This window comes from Puerhibacterium puerhi (assembly GCF_009846865.1).
Lineage (GTDB): Bacteria > Actinomycetota > Actinomycetes > Actinomycetales > Cellulomonadaceae > Puerhibacterium > Puerhibacterium puerhi.
Window position 1 is genome coordinate 129,954 of record NZ_WUWN01000005.1, and the last position, 19,386, is coordinate 149,339.

The following is a 19,386-nucleotide window of genomic DNA, read 5'->3' on the forward strand; positions in this document are numbered from 1 at the left end:
CGGAGGAGGGGCGCCGAGCGGCGCCGGCTGGGCGGTCGGGCCGCCCGCCACCCCTCGCCGGGCGCAAGCGCCTAGGCTGCCGGAGTGCCCGAGGGAGACGTCCTGCGCCTGACCGCCGAGCGGCTGGACGCCGCGCTGCGCGGGGTGCCGCTGGTGCGCGCCGAGCTGCGCTGGCCGTCGGCGGCGGGCGTCGACCTGGTCGGCGCGTCGCTGCGCGAGGGCGTGGCGTACGGCAAGCACCTGCTCCTGCGGTTCGACGACGGCCGGACGGTCCACGCCCACCAGCGCATGGAGGGGTACTGGCGCGTGCACCGCACGGGCACCCCCGCGGCGGCCGGGCGGTCCGCCGCGGTGCGGGCGGTGCTGGCCACCGAGCAGTGGACCTGCCTGGGCTGGCACCTCGGCATGCTCGACGTGCTGCGCACGCGGGACGAGCCGCGCCTGCTGGGCCACCTGGGCCCGGACGTCCTGGCCGACGACTTCCCCGACCGGATCGACGAGGCCGCGGCGCGGCTCACCGCCGACCCTCGCCGGCCGCTGTGCGCAGCCCTGCTCGACCAGCGCGCGGTGGCCGGGCTCGGCACCATCTGGACGGCGGAGTCGCTGTTCGCGCGACGCCTGTGGCCGTGGCTGCCGGCGGGCGACCTGCCCGAGGACGAGCGCCGGGCGCTGCTGCTGACCGCGCGGCGCCTCATCGGCCGGTCCGTGCTCGTGGGCCGCCGGTCGGGCCTCGGCGCCGTCGAGCCGGCCGTGCACGGCCGCCACCACAAGCCGTGCCGACGGTGCCGCACGCCGATCGCGCTCGGCAGCACCGCCGGGCCCGGCCAGCGCCCCGACGGCGCGGAGCGCGCGATCTACTGGTGCCCCGTGTGCCAGGCCCCGCCGGCCGCCTGACGCCGCAACGGCGACGGGCGCCCCACCCGCAGGTGGGACGCCCGTCGCCAGGTCCGTGTCGGCGCAGTGCGCGTCAGCCGACCGGCTGCAGCTCCGCGTCCTCCGTCGTCACGCCGCGACCCGGCCAGGGCCGGGCGTCGCCGCCGCGGGCCAGGAGCCCGGCGACGAAGTCCGCCGGGATCGTGTCGGGGATGGCGAGACCCTCGGCGACCGCGATGCGGTCGCTGACCTCGCGCAGCACCAGCGACATCGGCACGTCCAGCGCCTCGCAGATCGAGGCGAGCAGCTCCGAGGAGGCCTCCTTCTGGCCCCGCTCGACCTCGCTGAGGTAGCCCAGCGAGACCCGGGCGGCCGAGGAGACCTCACGCAGGGTGCGCCCCTGGCGCTGCCGCGCGTCGCGCAGCACGTCGCCGATCTCGCGTCGAAGAACGACCATCTCGCGCCCCCTTCCTGCGTCCGACCCCGCGGGCCGGACATCGTGCGCCGTCGCCGGCCTCGTCCGTCCTGTCATCCGTCCCCCGCGATCGGGGGTTGCCCTACCGTACCCTGCGCGCGCCGCGTCCTGTCGGCCCTGACGCGCCTCGGGTCGTCCCGTAGGCCTGGTGGTCATCACGTCCATCTGAACGCCCGCGTGCGAACGCTTGTTCCCGCCAGGCCCCGGCAGTGACGACCCCCACCGTGGCCCATGCCTCGAACCTCCCACGGGGCGCAGGCGCACGCCAGCGCACGCACGCCCCCGTCACAGCATTTCCACCGCGAGCGCCAGCACCGCCGCCACCGCGCCTGCGCGGACCGCGGGGCGATCCCCCGTCAGGTCGAGGCGGCGCGTGACGACCTCCACCCCGGCGCCGGCGGCCGGGCGCGGCGCCGCCACGGCGACGTAGACGAGCCCGGGAGGGTGGCCGTCCTGCGGGTCCGGGCCGGCGACCCCGGTGGTGGCGAGGCCGACGTCGGCACCGGTCGCCCGGCGTATCCCGAGCGCCATCTGGGCGGCGACGTCCGGGTCCACGGCGCCGCGCGCGGCGAGCAGGTCGGCGTCCACGCCCAGCAGCGCCGCCTTGAGGTCCGTCGCGTACGCGACGACGCCGCCGCGCAGCACCGCCGACGCGCCCGGCACGCCGACCAGCGCGGCGGCCACCAGACCGCCGGTGAGCGACTCCGCGACGCCCACGGTGAGCCCGCGCGCCGCCGCGGCGGCCAGGACCCGGGACTCTGCCGCGCCGCCGGCGCGCCCGGCGCTCACGCCAGCCGGGCCGCGCGCCGCGCCTCGCGGCGCAGCCGCCAGCCCTGGACGGCGTACTCGACGCCGGTGACGACGGTGACGGCGACGGCGGCGGCCAGCACCACCCAGGCCACGACGGCGACGACCCCGGGCAGGTGCTCGAGCGGCAGCAGGAACAGGGTGACGGCGACCGACTGCAGCACCGTCTTGAGCTTGCCGCCGCGGGAGGCGGGCATGACCGCGTACTTGAGCACCGCCATGCGCATCGCGGTGATGCCGAGCTCGCGGGCCAGGATCACGACGGGCACCCACCAGGGCAGCTCGCCGAGCGGCCACCACAGCAGCACCAGCGCGGTGCCGATGAGCGCCTTGTCGGCGATGGGGTCCAGCAGCTTGCCAAGGTCGGTCACCAGACCCCGGCTGCGCGCCAGGTACCCGTCCAGGCGGTCGCTCGCCGCAGCGAGCACGAAGACCGCCGTGGCGACCAGGCGCCACCCCACCGTCTGCCCTCCGTCGACGAGGAGCGCCCAGGCGAACACGGGCACGAGCGCGATGCGCGCGATCGTGACCGCGTTCGCGGCGTTCCACGGGGAGGGGGCTGCGTCGACCACGTGTCCAGCCTAGAGGGTGAAAACGCGCTCGCCGGACGGCGGCGGGCCCGACGCGTCCCCCGGAGCGCCCCTCCCGGGCCCCGCGTCCGCCTACCGTGGCGCCATGACCACCCCCGTGGCCGGCCGGCGCCGTCGGGCCGCGGCGGCCCGACGCCGTCGCCGGACCGCCGGCGCTGCCGCCGTGCTCGCCGTCGCCGCGGGCCTGGGCGCCGGCCTGGGCGCGGGGGCCGGGGCGACGCTCGGCCGGTGGCGCGAGGCGCAGGAGCCGCCCGCGCCGGTCGCCGCCGTCCCGGCGTCCGTCGCGGCGCAGCGGCAGGCGCCGCCGCCACCCGCGCCGGAGCAGGCCGTGACCGTGCTCGCGGCGGGCGACGTGCTGCTCCACCGCCCGGTGACCGACTCGGCGACCACGGCGGGCGGGATCGACTACTCCCCCCTGCTCGCCGGCACCGACGCGTGGGTGCAGGGCGCCGACCTCGCGCTGTGCCACCTGGAGACGCCGGTGGTCCCGCCCGGCGAGGCGCCGTCCTCCTACCCCCTGTTCGGCGTGCCCGGCGAGATCGTCCGCGACCTGGCCGAGCAGGGCTGGGACGGCTGCTCCACCGCGTCCAACCACGCGCTCGACCGCGGCCTGCCCGGCGTGGTCGCCACGCTGGACGCGCTCGACGCCGCCGACCTCGGGCACGCGGGCACGGCGCGCGACGCGGCGGAGGCCGCGGCCGCCCAGCGCTACGACGTGGTGCGCGACGGCCGGACCGTGCACGTGGCGCACCTGTCGGCCACGGAGCACCTCAACGGCCTGGCGCCGCCCGCCGGTGCGCCCTGGGCGGTGGGGCTGCTCGACGTCGACGGGCTGGTGGCCGCGGCGCGCACCGCGCGCGAGGACGGCGCCGACGTCGTCGTGGTGAGCGTGCACGCCGGGACGGAGTACGCGACGGCGCCGACGCCGCAGCAGCGCGAGGTCGCCACCGCGCTGGCAGCGTCGGGCCAGGTGGACCTGGTGATCGGGCACCACGCCCACGTGCCGCAGCCGATCGAGCGGCTGCCCGGCGGTCCGGACGGGGCCGGCATGTGGGTCGCCTACGGTCTGGGCAACCACCTGTCGAACCAGGACGCCGCGTGCTGCGCGGCCGCCACCTCCGACGGGGTGCTGCTCGTGGCCGACGTCCGGTGGCGGGGCGCGCGGGCGCCGCGCGTCGCGGGGGTCGCCTGGGCCGCCACGACCGTCGACCGCGAGGCCGGCCACCGGGTGCGGGTGCTCGCCGGCGCAGCGGCCGGCGGCGCGAGCGGCACGCTCGACGCCGACGAGCTGCGCACGCGCCACCAGCGGGTGCGCGACGCCGTCGGGCCGCAGGCCCCGGAGCGCACAGCACCCCCGGTGCCGACCGGGCCGGAGCCGGTGGTGGTGCCGCGCTCCTGACGGGGACGCCCGCGGACCCGCCCCTGACGGCCCCCCAGGGGCCCCCACAGGGCTCCCCACAGGGCGCCGTCAGCGCCAGCTCTCGGCCTCGTCCGCCCCGTCGTGGTAGTCCTTCGCGACGGGCGGCAGGTGGCCGTCGACGCCCTCGGAGTAGTCGTGGGCGGCGCCGCCGTCCGCCGGCTCGGCCGCGTCCTGGTCGTAGACCGGCGGGGTCTCGCCGCGGATGAGGGCGAGCGCCGACGGCAGGTCGTCCGGCTGGACCAGCACCTCGCGGGCCTTGGACCCCTCGGAGGGCCCCACGATCTCGCGCGACTCCAGCAGGTCCATGAGGCGGCCGGCCTTGGCGAAGCCGACGCGCAGCTTGCGCTGCAGCATCGACGTCGACCCGAACTGGGTGGTGACCACGAGCTCGGCGGCCTGCAGCAGCAGGTCCAGGTCGTCGCCGATGTCGTCGTCGATCTGCTTCTTCGCCGCCGCGGGCGCGGTCACGTCCTCGCGGTAGACCGGCTTGAGCTGCTCCTTGACGTGCTCGACGACCTGGTGCACCTCGGACTCGCTGACCCACGCGCCCTGCACGCGCATCGGCTTGGCGGCGCCCATCGGCAGGAACAGGGCGTCACCCTGGCCGATGAGCTTCTCCGCGCCCGGCTGGTCGAGCACGACGCGGGAGTCGGCGAGCGACGACGTCGCGAACGCCAGGCGCGAGGGCACGTTCGCCTTGATGAGACCGGTGACGACGTCGACCGACGGTCGCTGCGTGGCCAGCACCAGGTGGATGCCGGCGGCACGCGCGAGCTGGGTGATGCGCTGGATGGACGCCTCGACGTCGCGCGGGGCGACCATCATGAGGTCGGCGAGCTCGTCGACCACCACGAGCAGGTACGGGTACGGCGCGATCTTGCGCTCCGAGCCCGGCAGCGGCTTGACCTTGCCGGCCCGCACCGCGGCGTTGAAGTCGTCGATGTGCTTGAACCCGAACGCCGCCAGGTCGTCGTAGCGGGCGTCCATCTCCCGCACCACCCAGTCGAGGGCCTCGGCGGCCTTCTTCGGGTTGGTGATGATCGGCGTGATCAGGTGCGGGATGCCCTCGTAGATCGTCAGCTCGACACGCTTGGGGTCGACCAGGATCATCCGGACCTGCTCGGGCGTGGCCCGCATCATGACCGAGACGATCATCGAGTTGATGAAGCTCGACTTTCCGGCACCGGTGGCGCCCGCGACGAGGATGTGCGGCATCTTGGCGAGGTTGGCCACCACGTAGCCGCCCTCGACGTCCTTGCCGATGCCGACGACCATGGGGTGCTCGGTGCGCCGCGCCGCGGACGAGCGCAGCACGTCGCCCAGCACCACGGTCTCGCGGTCGGTGTTGGGGATCTCGATGCCGATGGCGGACTTGCCGGGGATCGGCGACAGGATGCGCACGTCGGCGCTGGCCACCGCGTACGCGATGTTGTTCGAGAGGTTCGTGATCTTCTCGACCTTGGTCTTGGCGCCGACCTCGACCTCGTAGCGCGTGACCGTCGGGCCGCGGGTGAAGCCGGTGACCTTGGCGTCGACCTCGAACTGCTCGAAGACCCCCGTCAGCGCCTCGACCACGCGGTCGTTGGCGGCCGAGCGCGTCTTGTGCGGCGCGCCCTTGACGAGCAGGTCCTCCTCGGGCATGAGGTAGACGGTGTCGCCCTCGAGCATCGGCTGCACGGGCCGGCCCGCCGGCGCGGGCGGCGGCACCGGCGCGAGGTCGCGCGACGACGCCGCGGGCGAGGTCTCCGGGTCGGCGCCCTCGAGCTCCGAGGCCGCCGGCGGCGGAGGCGGCACCGGGCCGGCGAGCGCCTCCGTCGGGGCGGACGCCGCCTTGCGCGCGCGCCCGGAGCGGCCCGGCGCCGCCGGCTTCTCCACCTCGGCGGCCGTCTCGAACGCCTCGTCGCCGGAGAACCCGCCGTCGGGCCGCGCGAGCGCCGCGCGCTCCGCCTCCCTCTCGGCCTTGGTCTTGCGGCGTCGTCTGCGCGGCGCCTCCTCGCTGCCGTCGTGGCGCGAGACGCCCTCGGCGAGCTCCAGGGTGTCGTCGTCGGCGTCGAGCTCGGGCCGGTGGTTGCCGGTGAGGCGGTCGTAGCCGGCGCGCAGCCGGTCCGGCACGCGGTGCACCGGCGTGGCGGTGACCACCAGCAGCCCGAAGAAGCCCAGCAGCAGGAACAGCGGCACGGCCCCCCACGCGGTCACGCCGGTGACTACGGGGGTGGCGACGAGGTAGCCGACGATGCCGCCGGCGTCCTGCACCCGGGCGAACCCGTCGCGCGGGCTCGGCAGGCCCTCGGCGATCGCCACCAGCGCGCACACGCTCATCACGATGAGCGTGGTGCCGATGGCGACGCGGGAGTTGGCCTGCTGGCGCTCGGGGTGTCGCATGATCCGCACGCCGAGCCACAGCAGCAGCACCGGGACGGCGACGCCGGCGAGCCCGACGGTCCCGGCGACGACGGCGTGCACGACGGTCCCGAAGACGCCGGGGATCCCCCACCACTCGCGCGCGGCGACGACGATCGCCAGCGCGACGAGGAAGAAGGCGACGCCGTCACGACGGTGCTCGGGTTCCAGGTCTCTCGCTCCTCTGAAGATCGTGCGGATGGCGCCGCCGACGCCGTGGGCCACGCCCAGCCACAGCCCACGCACCGCGCGCACGGGCCACGACGGCGTCCGACCCCGCGCCGGCGCGCGCCCGGCGGACCGGCCGCCACCGCGCCCGCCGGCGGACGACCTCGCGGGGGTCCTGGCCGAGGACTTGGCGGAGGACTTGGCGGGCGACCGCGCCGGCGCCTTCGTGCCCGTGGCCCGGCTGGTGGTGCGGGCCGGCCGCGCGGCCGTGGCCTGGGCGCGGTTGGCCGTGCGCACCGGCGCGACGCGCGTCGGGGTGCGCCCGGACGCGCCGGAGCCGCCGCGGGCGGTGGCGCCCGAGGCGGCGCGCTGGGGACGGGTGGCCATGATGCTCCCACCGTAACCACCCGGCCCGGCGCCGCCCGGAAGGCGCGCGGCCCGGGCGGCTGGTGTGAGATCCGTCGCGGCGGGAGCGGCGCGCCCGACAGTGGCACGATCGTCGCGTGCCCGTTCCCGAGGACCCTGCCGCCACCCCCGCCGGCGCCGGCGCCGGCTCCACCGCACCCGCCCCCGCGACGCCCGGGGCGCGGCCGCTCGTGGCGGTGGCGCCGGGGGTCCACGTCGCGACGTCGCAGGTGTTGGCCTCGAACACCGTCGTCGTGACCACCACGGGCTCGCAATGCCCCGGGGCCGGGGACGCGCTGGTCGTGGACCCGGGGGTCACCGCGGCCGAGCTCGCCGGCCTGGCCGCGGAAGTGGCTGCGCGCGGCTGGCGCGTCGTCGCCGGCGCGAGCACCCACCCACACTGGGACCACGCGCTGTGGCACACCGGCCTCGGCCCTGCGCCCCGCCTCGCCGCGCCGAGGGCCGTCGCCACGCTCGCGGCCGACCGGCGACGGGCCTGGGGCGACGCCGCCGACGTCGACCCCGCTCTCGACGAGGCGGTGTTCGGGGTCCTCACGCCGCTGCCCTCCGGCGCTCGGGAGCTGCCCGTCCCCGCGCCCGCCGGCTGCGCCGTGCTCGTCCACGACGCGCACGCCCCCGGCCACCTCGCGCTCGCGGTGCGCGGGGTGCTGCTGGCCGGCGACATGCTGTCGCCGCGCGAGGTGCCGCTGCTCGACGTGGGCCACGACGGCGAGGCCCGCCCGGCGCCGGCGGACCCGGTGGGCGACTACCGCGCCGCGCTGGACCGGCTCGAGGCCTTCGCCGCGGCACACGGCGTCGCGCTCGTCGTGCCCGGCCACGGGCCGCTGGTGCGCGGCCGCGCGGCCCTCGCCGACCTGGTTGCGGCCGACCGGGCCTACCTCGACGCCCTCGAGCGCGAGGCGGCCGGCGGGCCCGCCGCCGCGGACCCGCGGCTGGCGGATCCCTGGGTCGCCGCCGAGCACGCCCGGCAGGTGCGGCACCTGCGCGAGCGCCGCGCAGGCTGAGCCGCCGCCCGGGCGGGCGCCGGCGCGCGGCCGGTCCCCCCGGGCGGCCGGTCAGCCGCGCAGCAGACCGACGCCGAGCGTGACGACGCCGGCGGCGATCGCCAGGCCGCCCAGCGGGAACAGCACCGCGGCGCGGCCGGGCCGCGTGCGCCCGCGGCCCATGGCGGAGAAGAAGAACCCCGCCGGCAGCAGGATGGCGCCCACCAGGACGCCGGTCGCGGCGAGCCAGCGGGCGAAGCCGCCCAGGTCGGTGGCCTCGGCGAGCAGCACGCACACCAGGCCCAGGGTGACCAGCACGCCCGCGTGGGCGTGCCCGGCGCGGTAGAACGACTTCTGGAACTCGGTGGTGGGCACGCCGCCCGCGGCCACGCGCAGCAGGAACGCGCCGCCGGACTCGATGGTCACCACGGTCAGCAACACGATCCCCGCGGTGACGCGGGCAGCCTCGGTCAGCTCCAGCACGGCAGGTCCCCTCTCCCTCGACGCCTCGCGTCGGCAGCTCGCCTCACGACGTTTCGTAACAGTGTTATAGAACACCGTCACAGAACCCGCGTCAAGCGTCTAGGCTGCTCGCATGGCTCGACCCCGCGTGCACGACGACGCCCTGCGGACCCGGCTGCTGGAGGTGACCTCCGAGGTCATCGCGGCCGAGGGCGAGGGCGCCGTGACCGTGCGCGGCGTGGCCGCCGCCGCCGGCACGAGCGCGTCGGCGGTGTACGCGCTGTTCGGGTCCCGGGAGGCGCTCGTCGCCGAGGTGAGCGCCGAGGGCTTCCGGCGCTTCGGGCAGCGGCTCGCCGCCGTCCCCCGCACGGCCGACCCCGGAGCCGACCTGCTGGCGCTCGGCCTCGCCTACCGCGACAGCGCGCTGGCCGCACCGCACTTCTACCGCGTGATGTTCGAGCGCGCCGTGGCGCCCGCGGGCCGCCACGGGCCCTCGACCGAGCACGCCACCTTCGGCGTGCTGCGCGACGCCGTCGCGCGCACCCTGGGGCCGGACGCGCCGGCCGCGCGGGCGCAGGACGCCGCGCTCGCGCTGTGGGGCCTGGTGCACGGCCTGGTCAGCCTCGACCTGGCGGGGCTGGCACCCGGCAACGACGCCGCGCGGGCCGCCCGCTACCGCGCCGCCCTGGAAGCGGCGGGGCCCGCCCTCCTCGGCTGAGGAGGGCGGGCCCTGCTGGGGAGACCGCGCTCGGCCCCCCACCGTCGCTGCGCTCCGGGTCAGGCCCGGTGTTCCCGGTCGGCCCGCCCCTGCGCTCCGCGCCCGGCGGGTGCCTCGCTTCGCTCCGCCCCCACCGTCGCTGCGCTCCGGGTCAGGCCTCCACGACGACGGGGACGATCATCGGGCGGCGCCGCAGCCGGCGGTTGACCCACTGGCCGATGACCCGGCGCATGACCTGCTGCAGCTGGTAGGTGTCCGTCGCGCCGCCGGCGATCGCGTCCTCGAGCGCCTTGACGACGTCGGGCAGCACCTGCTCGAAGACGGCGTCGTCCTCGGCCATGCCGCGGGCCAGGATCTGCGGGCCCGCCAGGACCTTGCCGGTGGCCGAGTCGACCACGGCGAAGACGGAGACGAAGCCCTCCTCGCCGAGCACGCGCCGGTCCTTGAGCTCGGCGTCGGTGATCTCGCCGACCGACGAGCCGTCGACGTACACGTACCCGCACGGGACGGCACCGACGACGGACGCCTTGCCGTCCACGAGGTCGACGACGACGCCGTCCTCGGCGAGCACGACGCGGTCGGCCGGCACGCCGGTGCGCACCGCGAGCGCCCCGTTGGCGACGAGGTGGCGCACCTCGCCGTGCACGGGCATGACGTTGCGCGGCTTGAGCACGTTGTAGCAGTACAGCAGCTCGCCGGCGCTGGCGTGACCGGAGACGTGCACCTTGGCGTTGCCCGAGTGCACGACGCGCGCGCCCAGGCGGGTCAGCCCGTTGATGACGCGGAACACGGAGTTCTCGTTGCCCGGGATCAGCGACGACGCCAGGATCACCGTGTCGCCGGCGCCGACGCGCACCTGGTGGTCGCCGTTCGCCATGCGCGACAGCGCCGCCATCGGCTCGCCCTGCGAGCCGGTCGACATGTACACGATCCGGTCGTCCGGCAGGTCCTGGGCGCGCTTGAGGTCGACGAGCACGCCGTCCGGCACCTTGAGATAGCCGAGCTCGGCGGCGATCGCCATGTTGCGGACCATCGAGCGCCCGACCAGCGCGACCTTGCGGCCGTGGTTGTGCGCGGCGTTGAGCACCTGCTGCACGCGGTGCACGTGCGAGGAGAACGACGCGACGATGATGCGCTTGTCCGCCTGGGCGAAGACGTTGTCCAGCACCGGGCCGATCTCGACCTCCGGCGTGACGAAGCCCGGCACCTCGGCGTTGGTGGAGTCGACCATGAACAGGTCGACGCCCTTCTCGCCCAGCCGCGCGAAGGCGCGCAGGTCGGTGATGCGGCCGTCCAGCGGCAGCTGGTCCATCTTGAAGTCGCCGGTGTGCAGCACCGTGCCGGCCTTGGTGGTCACGGCGACCGCGAGCGCGTCCGGGATGGAGTGGTTGACGGCGACGAACTCGCACTCGAAGACGCCGAGCCGCTCGACCTGCCCCTCCTTCACCGCCAGGGTGACCGGGGTGATGCGGTGCTCCTTGAGCTTGGCCTCGACGAACGCGAGCGTCAGCTGCGAGCCCACCAGCGGGATGTCGCGGCGCAGGCGCAGCAGGTACGGGACCGCGCCGATGTGGTCCTCGTGCCCGTGCGTGAGCACGATCGCCTCGATGTCGTCGAGGCGGTCCTTGATGTACTCGAAGTCCGGCAGGATCAGGTCGACGCCGGGCTGGTGCTCCTCCGGGAACAGCACGCCGCAGTCGATGACGAGCAGACGGCCCTCGTGCTCGAGGACGGCCATGTTGCGGCCGACCTCGCCGAGGCCGCCGAGGGCGACGATCCGCAGCCCTCCGGCGGGCAGCGCGGGGGGCAGGGTCAGCTCAGGGTGGGGGTGGCTCACACGGTCTCCATGGCCAGGGGGTACAGGGTCAGTGGGTGGGGGTGCCCGCGAGGACACCGGCGGCGACGAGGCCCGCGCGCACGGCGGCGGCCTCGTCGTCGGACGCCGCGACGAGCGGCAGGCGCACCGCGCGGCCCGGGACGACGCCGAGGGCCTCGGCGGCGGCCTTGGCCATGACGGCCTGGAAGCCGGCGCCGTTGAGGGCGGCGATCGCGGGCAGGGTGGTGCGGAAGATCTCGAGGGCGCGGGCGTGGTCGCCCGCGTCCCAGGCGGCGACGGCCTGGGCGAAGGCGTCCGGGACCGCGTGCGCGGCCACGGACACGACCCCGGCGCCGCCGTGGGCGAGGAACGGCAGCAGCAGCGCGTCGTCGCCCGAGTACCAGGCCAGGCCCGTGCGGGCGGCGAGGCCCGCGGCCGCGGCGACGTCCCCGGTGGCGTCCTTGGTCGCCACGATCCGCGGGTGGCGGGCCAGGCGCTCGTAGGTGTCGGGCGCGATCCGCACGCCGGTGCGGCCGGGCACGTCGTAGAGCATCACCGGCAGGCCGGCGGCGTCCGCGACGGTCTCCACGTGCCGGGCCAGGCCCTCCTGCGAGGGCCGGGAGTAGTAGGGCGCCACGACGAGCAGCCCGTCGGCGCCGGCCTCTGCGGCCTGCTCGGCCATGCGGGCGGCGTGCGCGGTGTCGTTGGAGCCCGCGCCGGCCAGGACCGCGGCGCGGTCGCCCACCGCCTCGACGACGGCGCGCACCAGCGCTGCCTTCTCCGGCGCGTGCGTGGTGGGCGCCTCGCCCGTCGTGCCGTTCAGCACCAGGCCGTCGTTGCCGTGGTCCACGAGCCACGTGGCCAGGCGCTGCGCCGCCGCCAGGTCCACCTCGCCGTCCGCCGTCATCGGGGTGATCATCGCGGTGAGGACCGCGCCGAACGGACGAGCCGGGGTGGAGGGGAGTGCCATGGCACCACCGTACCGGCTGCGGGCTTTCGAGCGTGCAGGACGCGGGGCATGCTCGGACCATGACTGCGACGACGCTCTCCCCCGCCCTCGTGTCCCACCTGCCGACCGGGATGCTCGTGGACGGCCACTGGGGCCCGGCCACGGGAGGCCGCACGTTCGAGGTGGTCGACCCGGCCACCGAGGAGGTGCTGTTCGACGTCGCCGACGCCACGCCCGAGGACGGCCGCCGCGCGCTGGCCGCGGCGGCGCAGGCCGCGCCCGCCTGGCGCGCCACCGCGCCGCGCGAGCGCTCCGAGCTGCTGCGCGCCGTCTACGAGCGGCTCGTGGCCCGCGCCGACGACGTCGCGGCGCTGATCACCGCCGAGTGCGGCAAGACCCGGGCGGAGGCCCGCGCCGAGGTGCTCTACGGCGCCGACTTCCTGCGCTGGTACGCCGAGCAGGCGGTCCGCTTCGACGGTCTGGCGCGCACGGCGCCCGCCGGCGGCAACCGGCAGCTCGTGCACCGCCGACCGGTCGGCCCCGCGCTGCTCATCACGCCCTGGAACTTCCCGATCGCGATGGCCACGCGCAAGATCGGCCCCGCGCTCGCGGCGGGCTGCCCGGTGGTGATCAAGCCGGCGCACCTGACGCCGATGACCACGATGCTCGTGGCCGAGGTGATCCGCTCCGAGCTCGAGGACCGCGGGCTGCCCGCCGGCGTCGTCAACGTGGTGCCGACCGCCCGGGCGGCCGACGTGACCTCTCCCCTGCTGGCCGACCCGCGGCTGCGCAAGGTCTCGTTCACCGGCTCGACCGCCGTGGGGCGCACCCTGCTGGAGCAGGCGGCCGGCCAGGTGCTCAAGGCCTCCATGGAGCTCGGTGGCAACGCGCCGTTCGTGGTCATGGCGGACGCCGACCTGGACGCGGCGGTCGAGGGCGCGATGGTGGCCAAGCTGCGCAACGCCGGCCAGTCCTGCGTCGCGGCCAACCGGTTCGTGGTCCACGAGTCCCTGGCCCGCGCGTTCGCCCACCGCCTGGCCGACCGCTTCGCGGCGCTGCGCCTCGGCCACGGGGCCGAGGACGGCGTCGACCTCGGGCCGCTGATCGAGCCGAAGGCCGTCGACAAGGTCGACGAGCTCGTCGCCGACGCCGCCGACCACGGCGCCCAGGTGCTCACCGGCGGCGAGCGACCCGGCCGCAAGGGCTACTTCTACCGGCCCACCGTGCTGTCCGGCGTCGACCGGGACGCCCGCGTCGTCACCGAGGAGATCTTCGGGCCGGTGGCGCCGGTCGTCGCGTTCGGCGACGACGACGAGGCGATCGAGCTGGCCAACGGCACCGAGTACGGCCTGGCGGCCTACGCCTACACGACGTCGCTGGACCGCGCCGTGCGGCTCTCGGAGGAGCTCGAGGCCGGGATGATCGGGATCAACCGCGGCATGGTGTCCGACGCCAGCGCGCCGTTCGGCGGGCTCAAGCAGTCCGGCCTGGGCCGCGAGGGCGGGGAGGCCGGGCTCGAGGAGTACCTGGAGACGGTGTACGTGGCCCTGTGAGGGGCCGGCCCGCTGAGACGTGCGTGCGCCGCGGCCTCGGGCTGTGGTGCAGTGGCCGGATGACCCGCACCACCCCCTCCCCGGCCGTCCGGGCGGCGACCCGCCAGGGTGTCTCGGTCGCGGTGGCCACCGGCCTGTACGGCGTCTCGTTCGGCGCGCTGTCCGTCGCGGCGGGCATCGGCGTGCTTCCCACCATGGTGCTGAGCCTGCTGATGTTCTCCGGCGGCTCGCAGTTCGCGCTCGTCGGCGTGGTCGCGGCCGGCGGCTCCCCGCTGGCCGCCGTGGCGACGTCGGCGCTGCTCGGGGCGCGCAACACGCTGTACGGGACGGTGGTCTCGCCGCTGCTGGGCGCGCGCGGGCCCCTGCGCCTCGCGGCCGCCCACGTGACCATCGACGAGTCGACGGCAGTCGGCGTCGCCCAGCCCGACCGGCAGGCCGCCCGGGTGGGGTTCTGGACGACCGGCATCGGCGTCTTCGTCCTGTGGAACCTGTTCACGCTCGCGGGCGCCCTGGCCGGGGACGCGCTCGGCGACCCCCGCCGCTGGGGACTCGACGCCGCGGCCGCGGCCGCGTTCCTCGGCCTGGTGTGGCCGCGCCTGGCGCCCCGCACGGCGCAGGTGGCCGCAGCGGTGGCCGTCGTCGTCTCGGCCGCGCTGATCCCCGTGGTCCCGCCGGGGGTGCCGGTGCTGGCCGCGGCGGCCTCCGCGATCGTCGTCGGGCTGTGGGCCGGGCGGCGCGCCGGTCCCGGTGAGGCGACGCGTGTGCGGCAGGTGCTGACGCGAGAGGGGGAGGCATGACGACGGGCGTCCTGTGGGGAACGGTGGTGCTGGCGTCCTTGGCGTGCCTGGCGCTGAAGATCGCCGGGCACCTGGTGCCGGAGCACTGGCTCGCCGACCCGCGGGTCGCACGACTCAGCTCGCTGGTGACCGTCGCGCTGCTCGCGTCGCTGGTCGTCACCCAGACGGTGGGCGACGGGCAGGGCCTGACGGTCGACGCGCGGCTCCCGGCGCTCGCCGTGGCGGCGGTGGCGCTGGCGCTGCGGGCTCCGTTCGTGCTCGTCGTGGTGCTGGCCGCCGCGACGGCGGCGGGCCTGCGGGCGCTCGGCTGGGGCTAGGCCGGCCGGTCGGCGCTAGGTTGGCGGCGTGGCCCTGTTCAGCTCCTCCGACGGTGCGAGCGCCGACGTCTCCGTGCGCCCCGCCGTCCCCGGCGACGAGGACGCCGTCACGCGCGTGCAGCTCGCGGCCTGGCGAGGGGCCCGCGCGCTGGGTGACGCCGTCGTGGACCTCGTGGACCCCGACGCCGTGCGCCGGCGCTGGCGGGACGCCATCACCGCTCCCCCGGGCCCCGGGTTCGCGGTCCTGGTGGCGCTGGCCGGGCCTGCGGTCGTCGGCTTCGCCGCGGTCGCCCCCGGGACCCTGCTGGTCCTGGAGGTCGACCCCGAGCACCGCCGGGGCGGGCACGGGTCGCGCCTGCTGGCCGCCGCCGTGGACCGGCTGCGCGCCGACGGCGCGGACGACATGGTCACCTGGGTGCTGGAGGGCGACGACGGCCGCGAGCGCTTCCTGGGCGAGGCCGGGCTCGGCCCTGACGGCGCGGAGCGCGCCCTGGCCGTCGGCATGGACGAGGACGGCGTGCGCAGCGTCGTCGAGCGCCGATGGTCCGCCCTGCTCTGATGCCGCGTCTCTGAGGCCGCGTCGCGGCGGACGAGGCCACCGCTCTGCTTGACTTGGCCGGTGGCCCACGAATCGCTCTGGCAGACCCTCGTGCACCTGCGCGGCAACCCGCGCGCCTGCGTGTGGACCGAGCCGCTCTGGGGCCTGTCGATGGCCCTGGTGCTGCCCTACCTGTCGGTGTACATGCTGACCCTCGGCGTGCACGACGCCCAGATCGGTCTGATCGCCACCGTGGGCATGGTCGCCCAGGTGGGATTCGGCCTCGCCGGCGGGATCATCACCGACCGCCTCGGGCGCCGGCCGACCACCGCGTGGTTCGACGTGGTCGCCTGGGTGATCCCCTGTGTGCTGTGGTCGCTCGCGCAGGACTTCTGGTTCTTCCTGGCCGCGTCCGTGGTCAACGGCGCCCTGCAGGTGACGCAGAACTCCTGGGACGCCCTGATGGTCGAGGACGCCGAGCGGGGCCAGCTCACCCGGATCTACTCGCTGGTCAAGGTGGCCGGAGACTGCTCGGCGCTCTTCGCCCCCATCGCCGCGGTGCTCGTCGCGCAGCTCGGCCTCGAGGTGGCGGTGCGCATCCTGTTCGTCAACGCCGCGGTGGTCATGGCCACGAAGGTCGTCTGGCTGTACGCCTGGTCGCACGAGACCCGGCAGGGCGCCTTGCGCATCGCTGCCACCCGAGGCCACAGCCTGTGGTCGCTGCTGTCCGGCTACCGGGGCGTGGCCGGCATGCTCCTGCGCTCGCGCGGCTCGTTGCTCTCGCTCGGCATCATGGCGCTCGTGGCGGCGGTGACGCTGGTCAACGGCACGTTCTGGCAGCTGTTGGTCAGCCAGCGCCTGCACGTGCCCGACGCCGTGCTGCCGGTCTTCCCCATGATCCGCTCGCTGCTCTCGGTGCTGCTGTTCTTCACCCTCATCCCTCGCCTGACGACGGCGGTGGACCTCAAGCGGCCCACCCTGTGGGGTTTCGGCGTCTACCTGCTGGGCCAGCTCCTGCTGGCGGTGATCCCGGCGGCCGAGGGGTCGGCCACCGCGGGCACGTACGCGTTCCTGGGCGTCTGCCTGCTCCTGGACGCGTTCGGCGGCGGCATGATGTTCATGCTCTCGGAGTCGCTGGTGGCGCTGCACGTGGACCCGGCGGAGCGCTCGCGCCTCATGGCGCTGCAGCGCACCGTCGTCATGCTGGCCGCCGCGCCCTTCGGCTGGATCTCCGGCGTACTCTCGGGCATCGACCGCACCTACCCGTTCTGGCTCACGACGGCGCTGCTCGCCGTCGGGGTCGTGCTCACGTGGCGCACGTGGGTGCCGACGCACGGCGGTGCGACCGAGGTCGCGGCGGTGCTCGACGCCGGTGAAGCGGTGCAGGGGTCGGCCGCGCAGGCCTCGACGGCGCGCGGCGCCGCCGATCCTGCCTGAGCGGGGCCTCGCTGCCCGGCGGCCCGCCTCAGAACAGGCTCGACGCCTTGCGCAGGGCCGCGCGGGCGCGCCGGCGGTCCCCCGCGGCGTCGTAGGCGAAGGCCAGCCGGTACCACGCCCGCCAGCTCTCCGGCTCGCGCTCCACCGCCTCGCGGTAGGGGCCGAAGGCCGCGTCGGCGGCTGCGCGGTCGATGCGGCCGCCCGGCGAGCGCGGCAGGTCGTCGACCGGCAGCTGCCCGTCGGCCGCCAGGGTGTCCGCCATCCGCTGGACCCGCGTGGCGAGCCGGTACTCGGCGGCGATGAGGCCGAGCACGAGCAGCGGGATGACCAGGACGGCCAGGCCGATGGCCACGAGGACCGGCCGGCCGGTGGCGACCATCGCGACCCCCCGACCCGCCACCTGCCACACGTACAGGGCGAGCAGCAGGGTGACCAGGACGGCGCCGACGAGGCCGGCGGGGACCCGCCGGCGCCCGCGGGCGCCCGTCTGGGGGGCGCTCATCCCAGGTCCAGCAGGTGCTCGAGGCCCACCGTGAGCCCCGGCCGGGAGACCACCGACCGCACGGCCAGCAGCACGCCCGGCATGAACGACACGCGGTCGAACGAGTCCTGCCGGATCACCAGCTGCTCGCCGGGGTTGCCGAGCAGCACCTCCTCGTGCGCCACCAGGCCCCGCAGGCGCACGGCGTGCACGCGCACGCCGTCGACGTCGGCGCCGCGCGCCTCGTGCCCGGCCGCCGTCGCGTCGGGCATGGGCCCGAGGCCGGCCTCGGCACGCGCGGCGGCGATCGCGGCCGCGGTGTGCCGGGCCGTCCCGGACGGCGCGTCGACCTTGTCGGGGTGGTGCAGCTCGACGATCTCGGCGGACTCGAAGTACTTCGCCGCCTGCGCCGCGAACCGCATCGCGAGCACCGCCGACAGGCCGAAGTTCGGCGCGATGACGACGCCCAGCCCGGCGTCGTCGGGCCGGTCGGCGTTCGCGCGCGCCAGGTGCTCGCTCACGCGGCCGCGCGAGGCGTCGGTCCACCCCGTGGCCCCGACGACGGCGTGCACGCCGGCGTCGAGCAGCGCGTGCACGTTGGCCTCGGTGGCGCCCGGCACGGTGAAGTCGACGGCTACCTGCGCGCCGGCCTCGCGCACCGCGGCGGCGACGTCGTCGTCCCGCGTCACGCGCGCGACGAGCTCCAGGTCGCCCGCGGCCTCGATCGCCGCGCAGGTGGTGGCGCCCATGCGCCCGGCGGCGCCGAGCACGGCGACGCGGATCGGGGCGGCGCCCGGGGAGATCGGCTCGGTCACGTGTCCTCCTGGGTGGTGGTCAGTCGCCGAACGGGCCCACGCGCACCACCGACCGCGGGCGCGCGGCCAGCTCGGCGGCGAGCTCGCGGACGTCCTCGACGGTGACGGCGCGGATGCGCTCGAGCGACTCGGCGAGGCTGAGCAGCTCGCCGAAGACGAGCTCGGCCTTGCCGAGGCGGGACATGCGCGAGCCGGAGTCCTCGAGCCCGAGCACGAGGCCGCCCTGCAGCTGTCCCACCGAGCGCTCGAGCTCGGCGTCGGTGATGCCGCCGTCGGCGAGCCGGTCCAGCTCGGCGTGCAGCAGCTCGGTGACGACGTCGACCTTGGCGGGCGCGCACCCGGCGTAGAGGCCGAAGGTGCCCACCCCGCCGTGGCCGGACGCGAACGAGTAGGTGGAGTAGGCCAGGCCGCGCCGCTCGCGGATCTCCTGGAACAGGCGCGAGCTCATGCCGCCGCCCAGCGCGGCGCTCAGGACGCTGAGCGTGAAGCGCCGCTCGTCGGTGACCGACAGGCCCGTGGAGCCGACGATGACGTTCGCCTGCTCCACCTGGCGGCGCACGGTGAGCTCGACGCCCTCGGCGGGGATCGCGGCGGCCTCGTCGTCGGCGACGACCTCGGGACGCCGCTCGCGCGGGACGACCGCCCCGGACAGGTCCCAGCCGCCGGCGCGCAGGGCGCCGGTCACCTGCTCGACCAGGGCGTCGTGGTCGACGCCGCCGGCCGCGGCGACCACGAGGGTCTCGGGCCGGTAGTGCCAGCGGTAGTGCTCCCAGACGGCGTCGCGCGGCACTGCCTTGATCGTCTCGGGCGTGCCGCCGATGGGCCGCCCGAGGGGGTGGGTGCCGAGCACGGCGGCCGCGAACTCCTCGTGGACCACGTCCGCCGGGTCGTCGTCGGTCATGGCGAGCTCCTCGAGGATGACGCCGCGCTCGGTCTCGAGCTCGGTCGCGTCGAGGCGCGCGGAGGTCACCATGTCGGCGATGACGTCGACGGCCATGGGCAGGTCGGAGTCGAGCACGCGCGCGTAGTAGCACGTGTGCTCCTTGCCGGTGGCCGCGTTGGCCTCGCCGCCGACGGCGTCGAAGGCCTCGGCGATGTCCATCGCGGTGCGCCGCCGGGTGCCCTTGAACAGCAGGTGCTCGAGGAAGTGCGTCGAGCCGTGGTGCCCGTCGGTCTCGTCCCGGGAGCCGACGCCGACCCAGGCGCCCACGGTCGCCGAGCGCAGGCCCGGCATGTGCTCGCTGAGCACGCGGACGCCGCCGGGCAGGACGGAGCGACGGATCGTCGCGCCGTCCTGCCCGGCGGTCAGCTCGGCACCGGGCTCGCCCGCGGGGACGAGCGGGAGGTGCCAGGTCATGTGG

Annotated in this window: 19 protein-coding genes; 9 read left to right on the forward strand and 10 right to left on the reverse strand. The window is 76.3% G+C overall.

Going from position 1 to position 19,386, the window contains the following annotated elements:
- Window positions 1–84 precede the first annotated feature (84 nt).
- On the forward strand, window positions 85–894 hold the full coding sequence (locus tag GSF02_RS05030) for a DNA-formamidopyrimidine glycosylase family protein (RefSeq protein ID WP_159793334.1): 810 nt from the start codon (window positions 85–87) through the stop codon (window positions 892–894).
- A 73-nt stretch (window positions 895–967) separates the two neighbouring features.
- Here the strand turns inward: GSF02_RS05030 and GSF02_RS05035 are convergent, their stop codons facing one another.
- The 3 genes from GSF02_RS05035 to pgsA all read right to left on the reverse strand — a co-directional run bounded on the left by GSF02_RS05035 (window position 968) and on the right by pgsA (window position 2,727).
- Window positions 968–1,330, reverse strand: a complete 363-nt coding sequence (locus tag GSF02_RS05035) for a helix-turn-helix domain-containing protein (RefSeq protein WP_159793336.1) — start codon at window positions 1,328–1,330, stop codon at window positions 968–970.
- Between the two features lie 303 nt (window positions 1,331–1,633).
- Window positions 1,634–2,137 (reverse strand): CinA family protein, encoded by a 504-nt coding sequence (locus GSF02_RS05040; RefSeq protein WP_159793338.1) that lies wholly within the window; start codon window positions 2,135–2,137, stop codon window positions 1,634–1,636.
- A complete protein-coding gene (gene pgsA / locus GSF02_RS05045; protein WP_159793340.1) occupies window positions 2,134–2,727 on the reverse strand; it encodes a CDP-diacylglycerol--glycerol-3-phosphate 3-phosphatidyltransferase in 594 nt (197 codons plus the stop codon). Before pgsA ends, GSF02_RS05040 begins: the two co-directional genes overlap by 4 nt.
- 103 nt (window positions 2,728–2,830) lie before the next feature.
- On the opposite strand from pgsA, the gene GSF02_RS05050 reads away from it, so the two are divergent.
- Complete coding sequence (locus GSF02_RS05050; RefSeq protein WP_159793342.1) at window positions 2,831–4,144, forward strand: CapA family protein; 1,314 nt, start codon at window positions 2,831–2,833, stop codon at window positions 4,142–4,144.
- Window positions 4,145–4,213: 69 nt separating this feature from the next.
- Here GSF02_RS05050 and GSF02_RS05055 read toward each other — a convergent pair whose 3' ends face one another.
- Entirely contained in the window at window positions 4,214–7,120 is a 2,907-nt protein-coding gene (locus GSF02_RS05055; RefSeq protein ID WP_235915375.1) for an FtsK/SpoIIIE family DNA translocase, read from the reverse strand.
- Window positions 7,121–7,236: 116 nt separating this feature from the next.
- Between GSF02_RS05055 and GSF02_RS05060 the strand changes: the two genes are divergently transcribed.
- A complete protein-coding gene (locus GSF02_RS05060; protein ID WP_159793344.1) occupies window positions 7,237–8,163 on the forward strand; it encodes an MBL fold metallo-hydrolase in 927 nt (308 codons plus the stop codon).
- A gap of 51 nt (window positions 8,164–8,214) precedes the next feature.
- Here GSF02_RS05060 and GSF02_RS05065 read toward each other — a convergent pair whose 3' ends face one another.
- On the reverse strand, window positions 8,215–8,625 hold the full coding sequence (locus GSF02_RS05065) for a hypothetical protein (protein WP_159793346.1): 411 nt from the start codon (window positions 8,623–8,625) through the stop codon (window positions 8,215–8,217).
- Between the two features lie 112 nt (window positions 8,626–8,737).
- On the opposite strand from GSF02_RS05065, the gene GSF02_RS05070 reads away from it, so the two are divergent.
- Window positions 8,738–9,322 carry a TetR/AcrR family transcriptional regulator gene (locus tag GSF02_RS05070; RefSeq protein ID WP_159793348.1) on the forward strand — a complete coding sequence of 195 codons (585 nt, stop codon included), beginning with the start codon at window positions 8,738–8,740 and terminating at the stop codon, window positions 9,320–9,322.
- 151 nt (window positions 9,323–9,473) lie between these two features.
- Here GSF02_RS05070 and GSF02_RS05075 read toward each other — a convergent pair whose 3' ends face one another.
- Both GSF02_RS05075 and dapA read right to left on the reverse strand, forming a co-directional pair.
- Complete coding sequence (locus GSF02_RS05075; protein ID WP_159793350.1) at window positions 9,474–11,159, reverse strand: ribonuclease J; 1,686 nt, start codon at window positions 11,157–11,159, stop codon at window positions 9,474–9,476.
- Between the two features lie 28 nt (window positions 11,160–11,187).
- Window positions 11,188–12,108: a 4-hydroxy-tetrahydrodipicolinate synthase gene (gene dapA, locus GSF02_RS05080; RefSeq protein WP_159793352.1), complete on the reverse strand. Its 921-nt coding sequence runs from the start codon at window positions 12,106–12,108 to the stop codon at window positions 11,188–11,190.
- Between the two features lie 59 nt (window positions 12,109–12,167).
- On the opposite strand from dapA, the gene GSF02_RS05085 reads away from it, so the two are divergent.
- Genes GSF02_RS05085 through GSF02_RS05105 form a run of 5 tightly spaced genes read left to right on the forward strand, consistent with a single transcriptional unit; the run spans window position 12,168 to window position 16,729 of the window.
- On the forward strand, window positions 12,168–13,640 hold the full coding sequence (locus tag GSF02_RS05085; RefSeq protein ID WP_159793354.1) for an NAD-dependent succinate-semialdehyde dehydrogenase: 1,473 nt from the start codon (window positions 12,168–12,170) through the stop codon (window positions 13,638–13,640).
- Window positions 13,641–13,699: 59 nt separating this feature from the next.
- The gene (locus GSF02_RS05090) at window positions 13,700–14,437 is read left to right on the forward strand and encodes an AzlC family ABC transporter permease (protein ID WP_159793373.1); all 738 of its coding nucleotides are present in this window, start codon (window positions 13,700–13,702) and stop codon (window positions 14,435–14,437) included.
- Window positions 14,434–14,754, forward strand: a complete 321-nt coding sequence (locus tag GSF02_RS05095) for an AzlD domain-containing protein (protein ID WP_159793375.1) — start codon at window positions 14,434–14,436, stop codon at window positions 14,752–14,754. The genes GSF02_RS05090 and GSF02_RS05095 overlap by 4 nt, the downstream gene beginning before the upstream one ends.
- 28 nt (window positions 14,755–14,782) lie before the next feature.
- A complete protein-coding gene (locus GSF02_RS05100; protein ID WP_159793377.1) occupies window positions 14,783–15,313 on the forward strand; it encodes a GNAT family N-acetyltransferase in 531 nt (176 codons plus the stop codon).
- A gap of 60 nt (window positions 15,314–15,373) precedes the next feature.
- A complete protein-coding gene (locus GSF02_RS05105) occupies window positions 15,374–16,729 on the forward strand; it encodes an MFS transporter (protein WP_159793379.1) in 1,356 nt (451 codons plus the stop codon).
- 28 nt (window positions 16,730–16,757) lie between these two features.
- Here GSF02_RS05105 and GSF02_RS05110 read toward each other — a convergent pair whose 3' ends face one another.
- The 3 genes from GSF02_RS05110 to GSF02_RS05120 are packed head-to-tail and all read right to left on the reverse strand — an operon-like array spanning window position 16,758 to window position 19,382.
- The gene (locus GSF02_RS05110; protein WP_159793381.1) at window positions 16,758–17,231 is read right to left on the reverse strand and encodes a tetratricopeptide repeat protein; all 474 of its coding nucleotides are present in this window, start codon (window positions 17,229–17,231) and stop codon (window positions 16,758–16,760) included.
- Window positions 17,228–18,025 carry a 4-hydroxy-tetrahydrodipicolinate reductase gene (gene dapB / locus GSF02_RS05115; RefSeq protein WP_268892847.1) on the reverse strand — a complete coding sequence of 266 codons (798 nt, stop codon included), beginning with the start codon at window positions 18,023–18,025 and terminating at the stop codon, window positions 17,228–17,230. The genes GSF02_RS05110 and dapB overlap by 4 nt, the downstream gene beginning before the upstream one ends.
- Before the next feature lie 19 nt (window positions 18,026–18,044).
- Window positions 18,045–19,382, reverse strand: coding sequence for a M16 family metallopeptidase (locus GSF02_RS05120; RefSeq protein WP_159793383.1), 1,338 nt, complete (start codon window positions 19,380–19,382; stop codon window positions 18,045–18,047).
- Window positions 19,383–19,386: the final 4 nt, after the last annotated feature.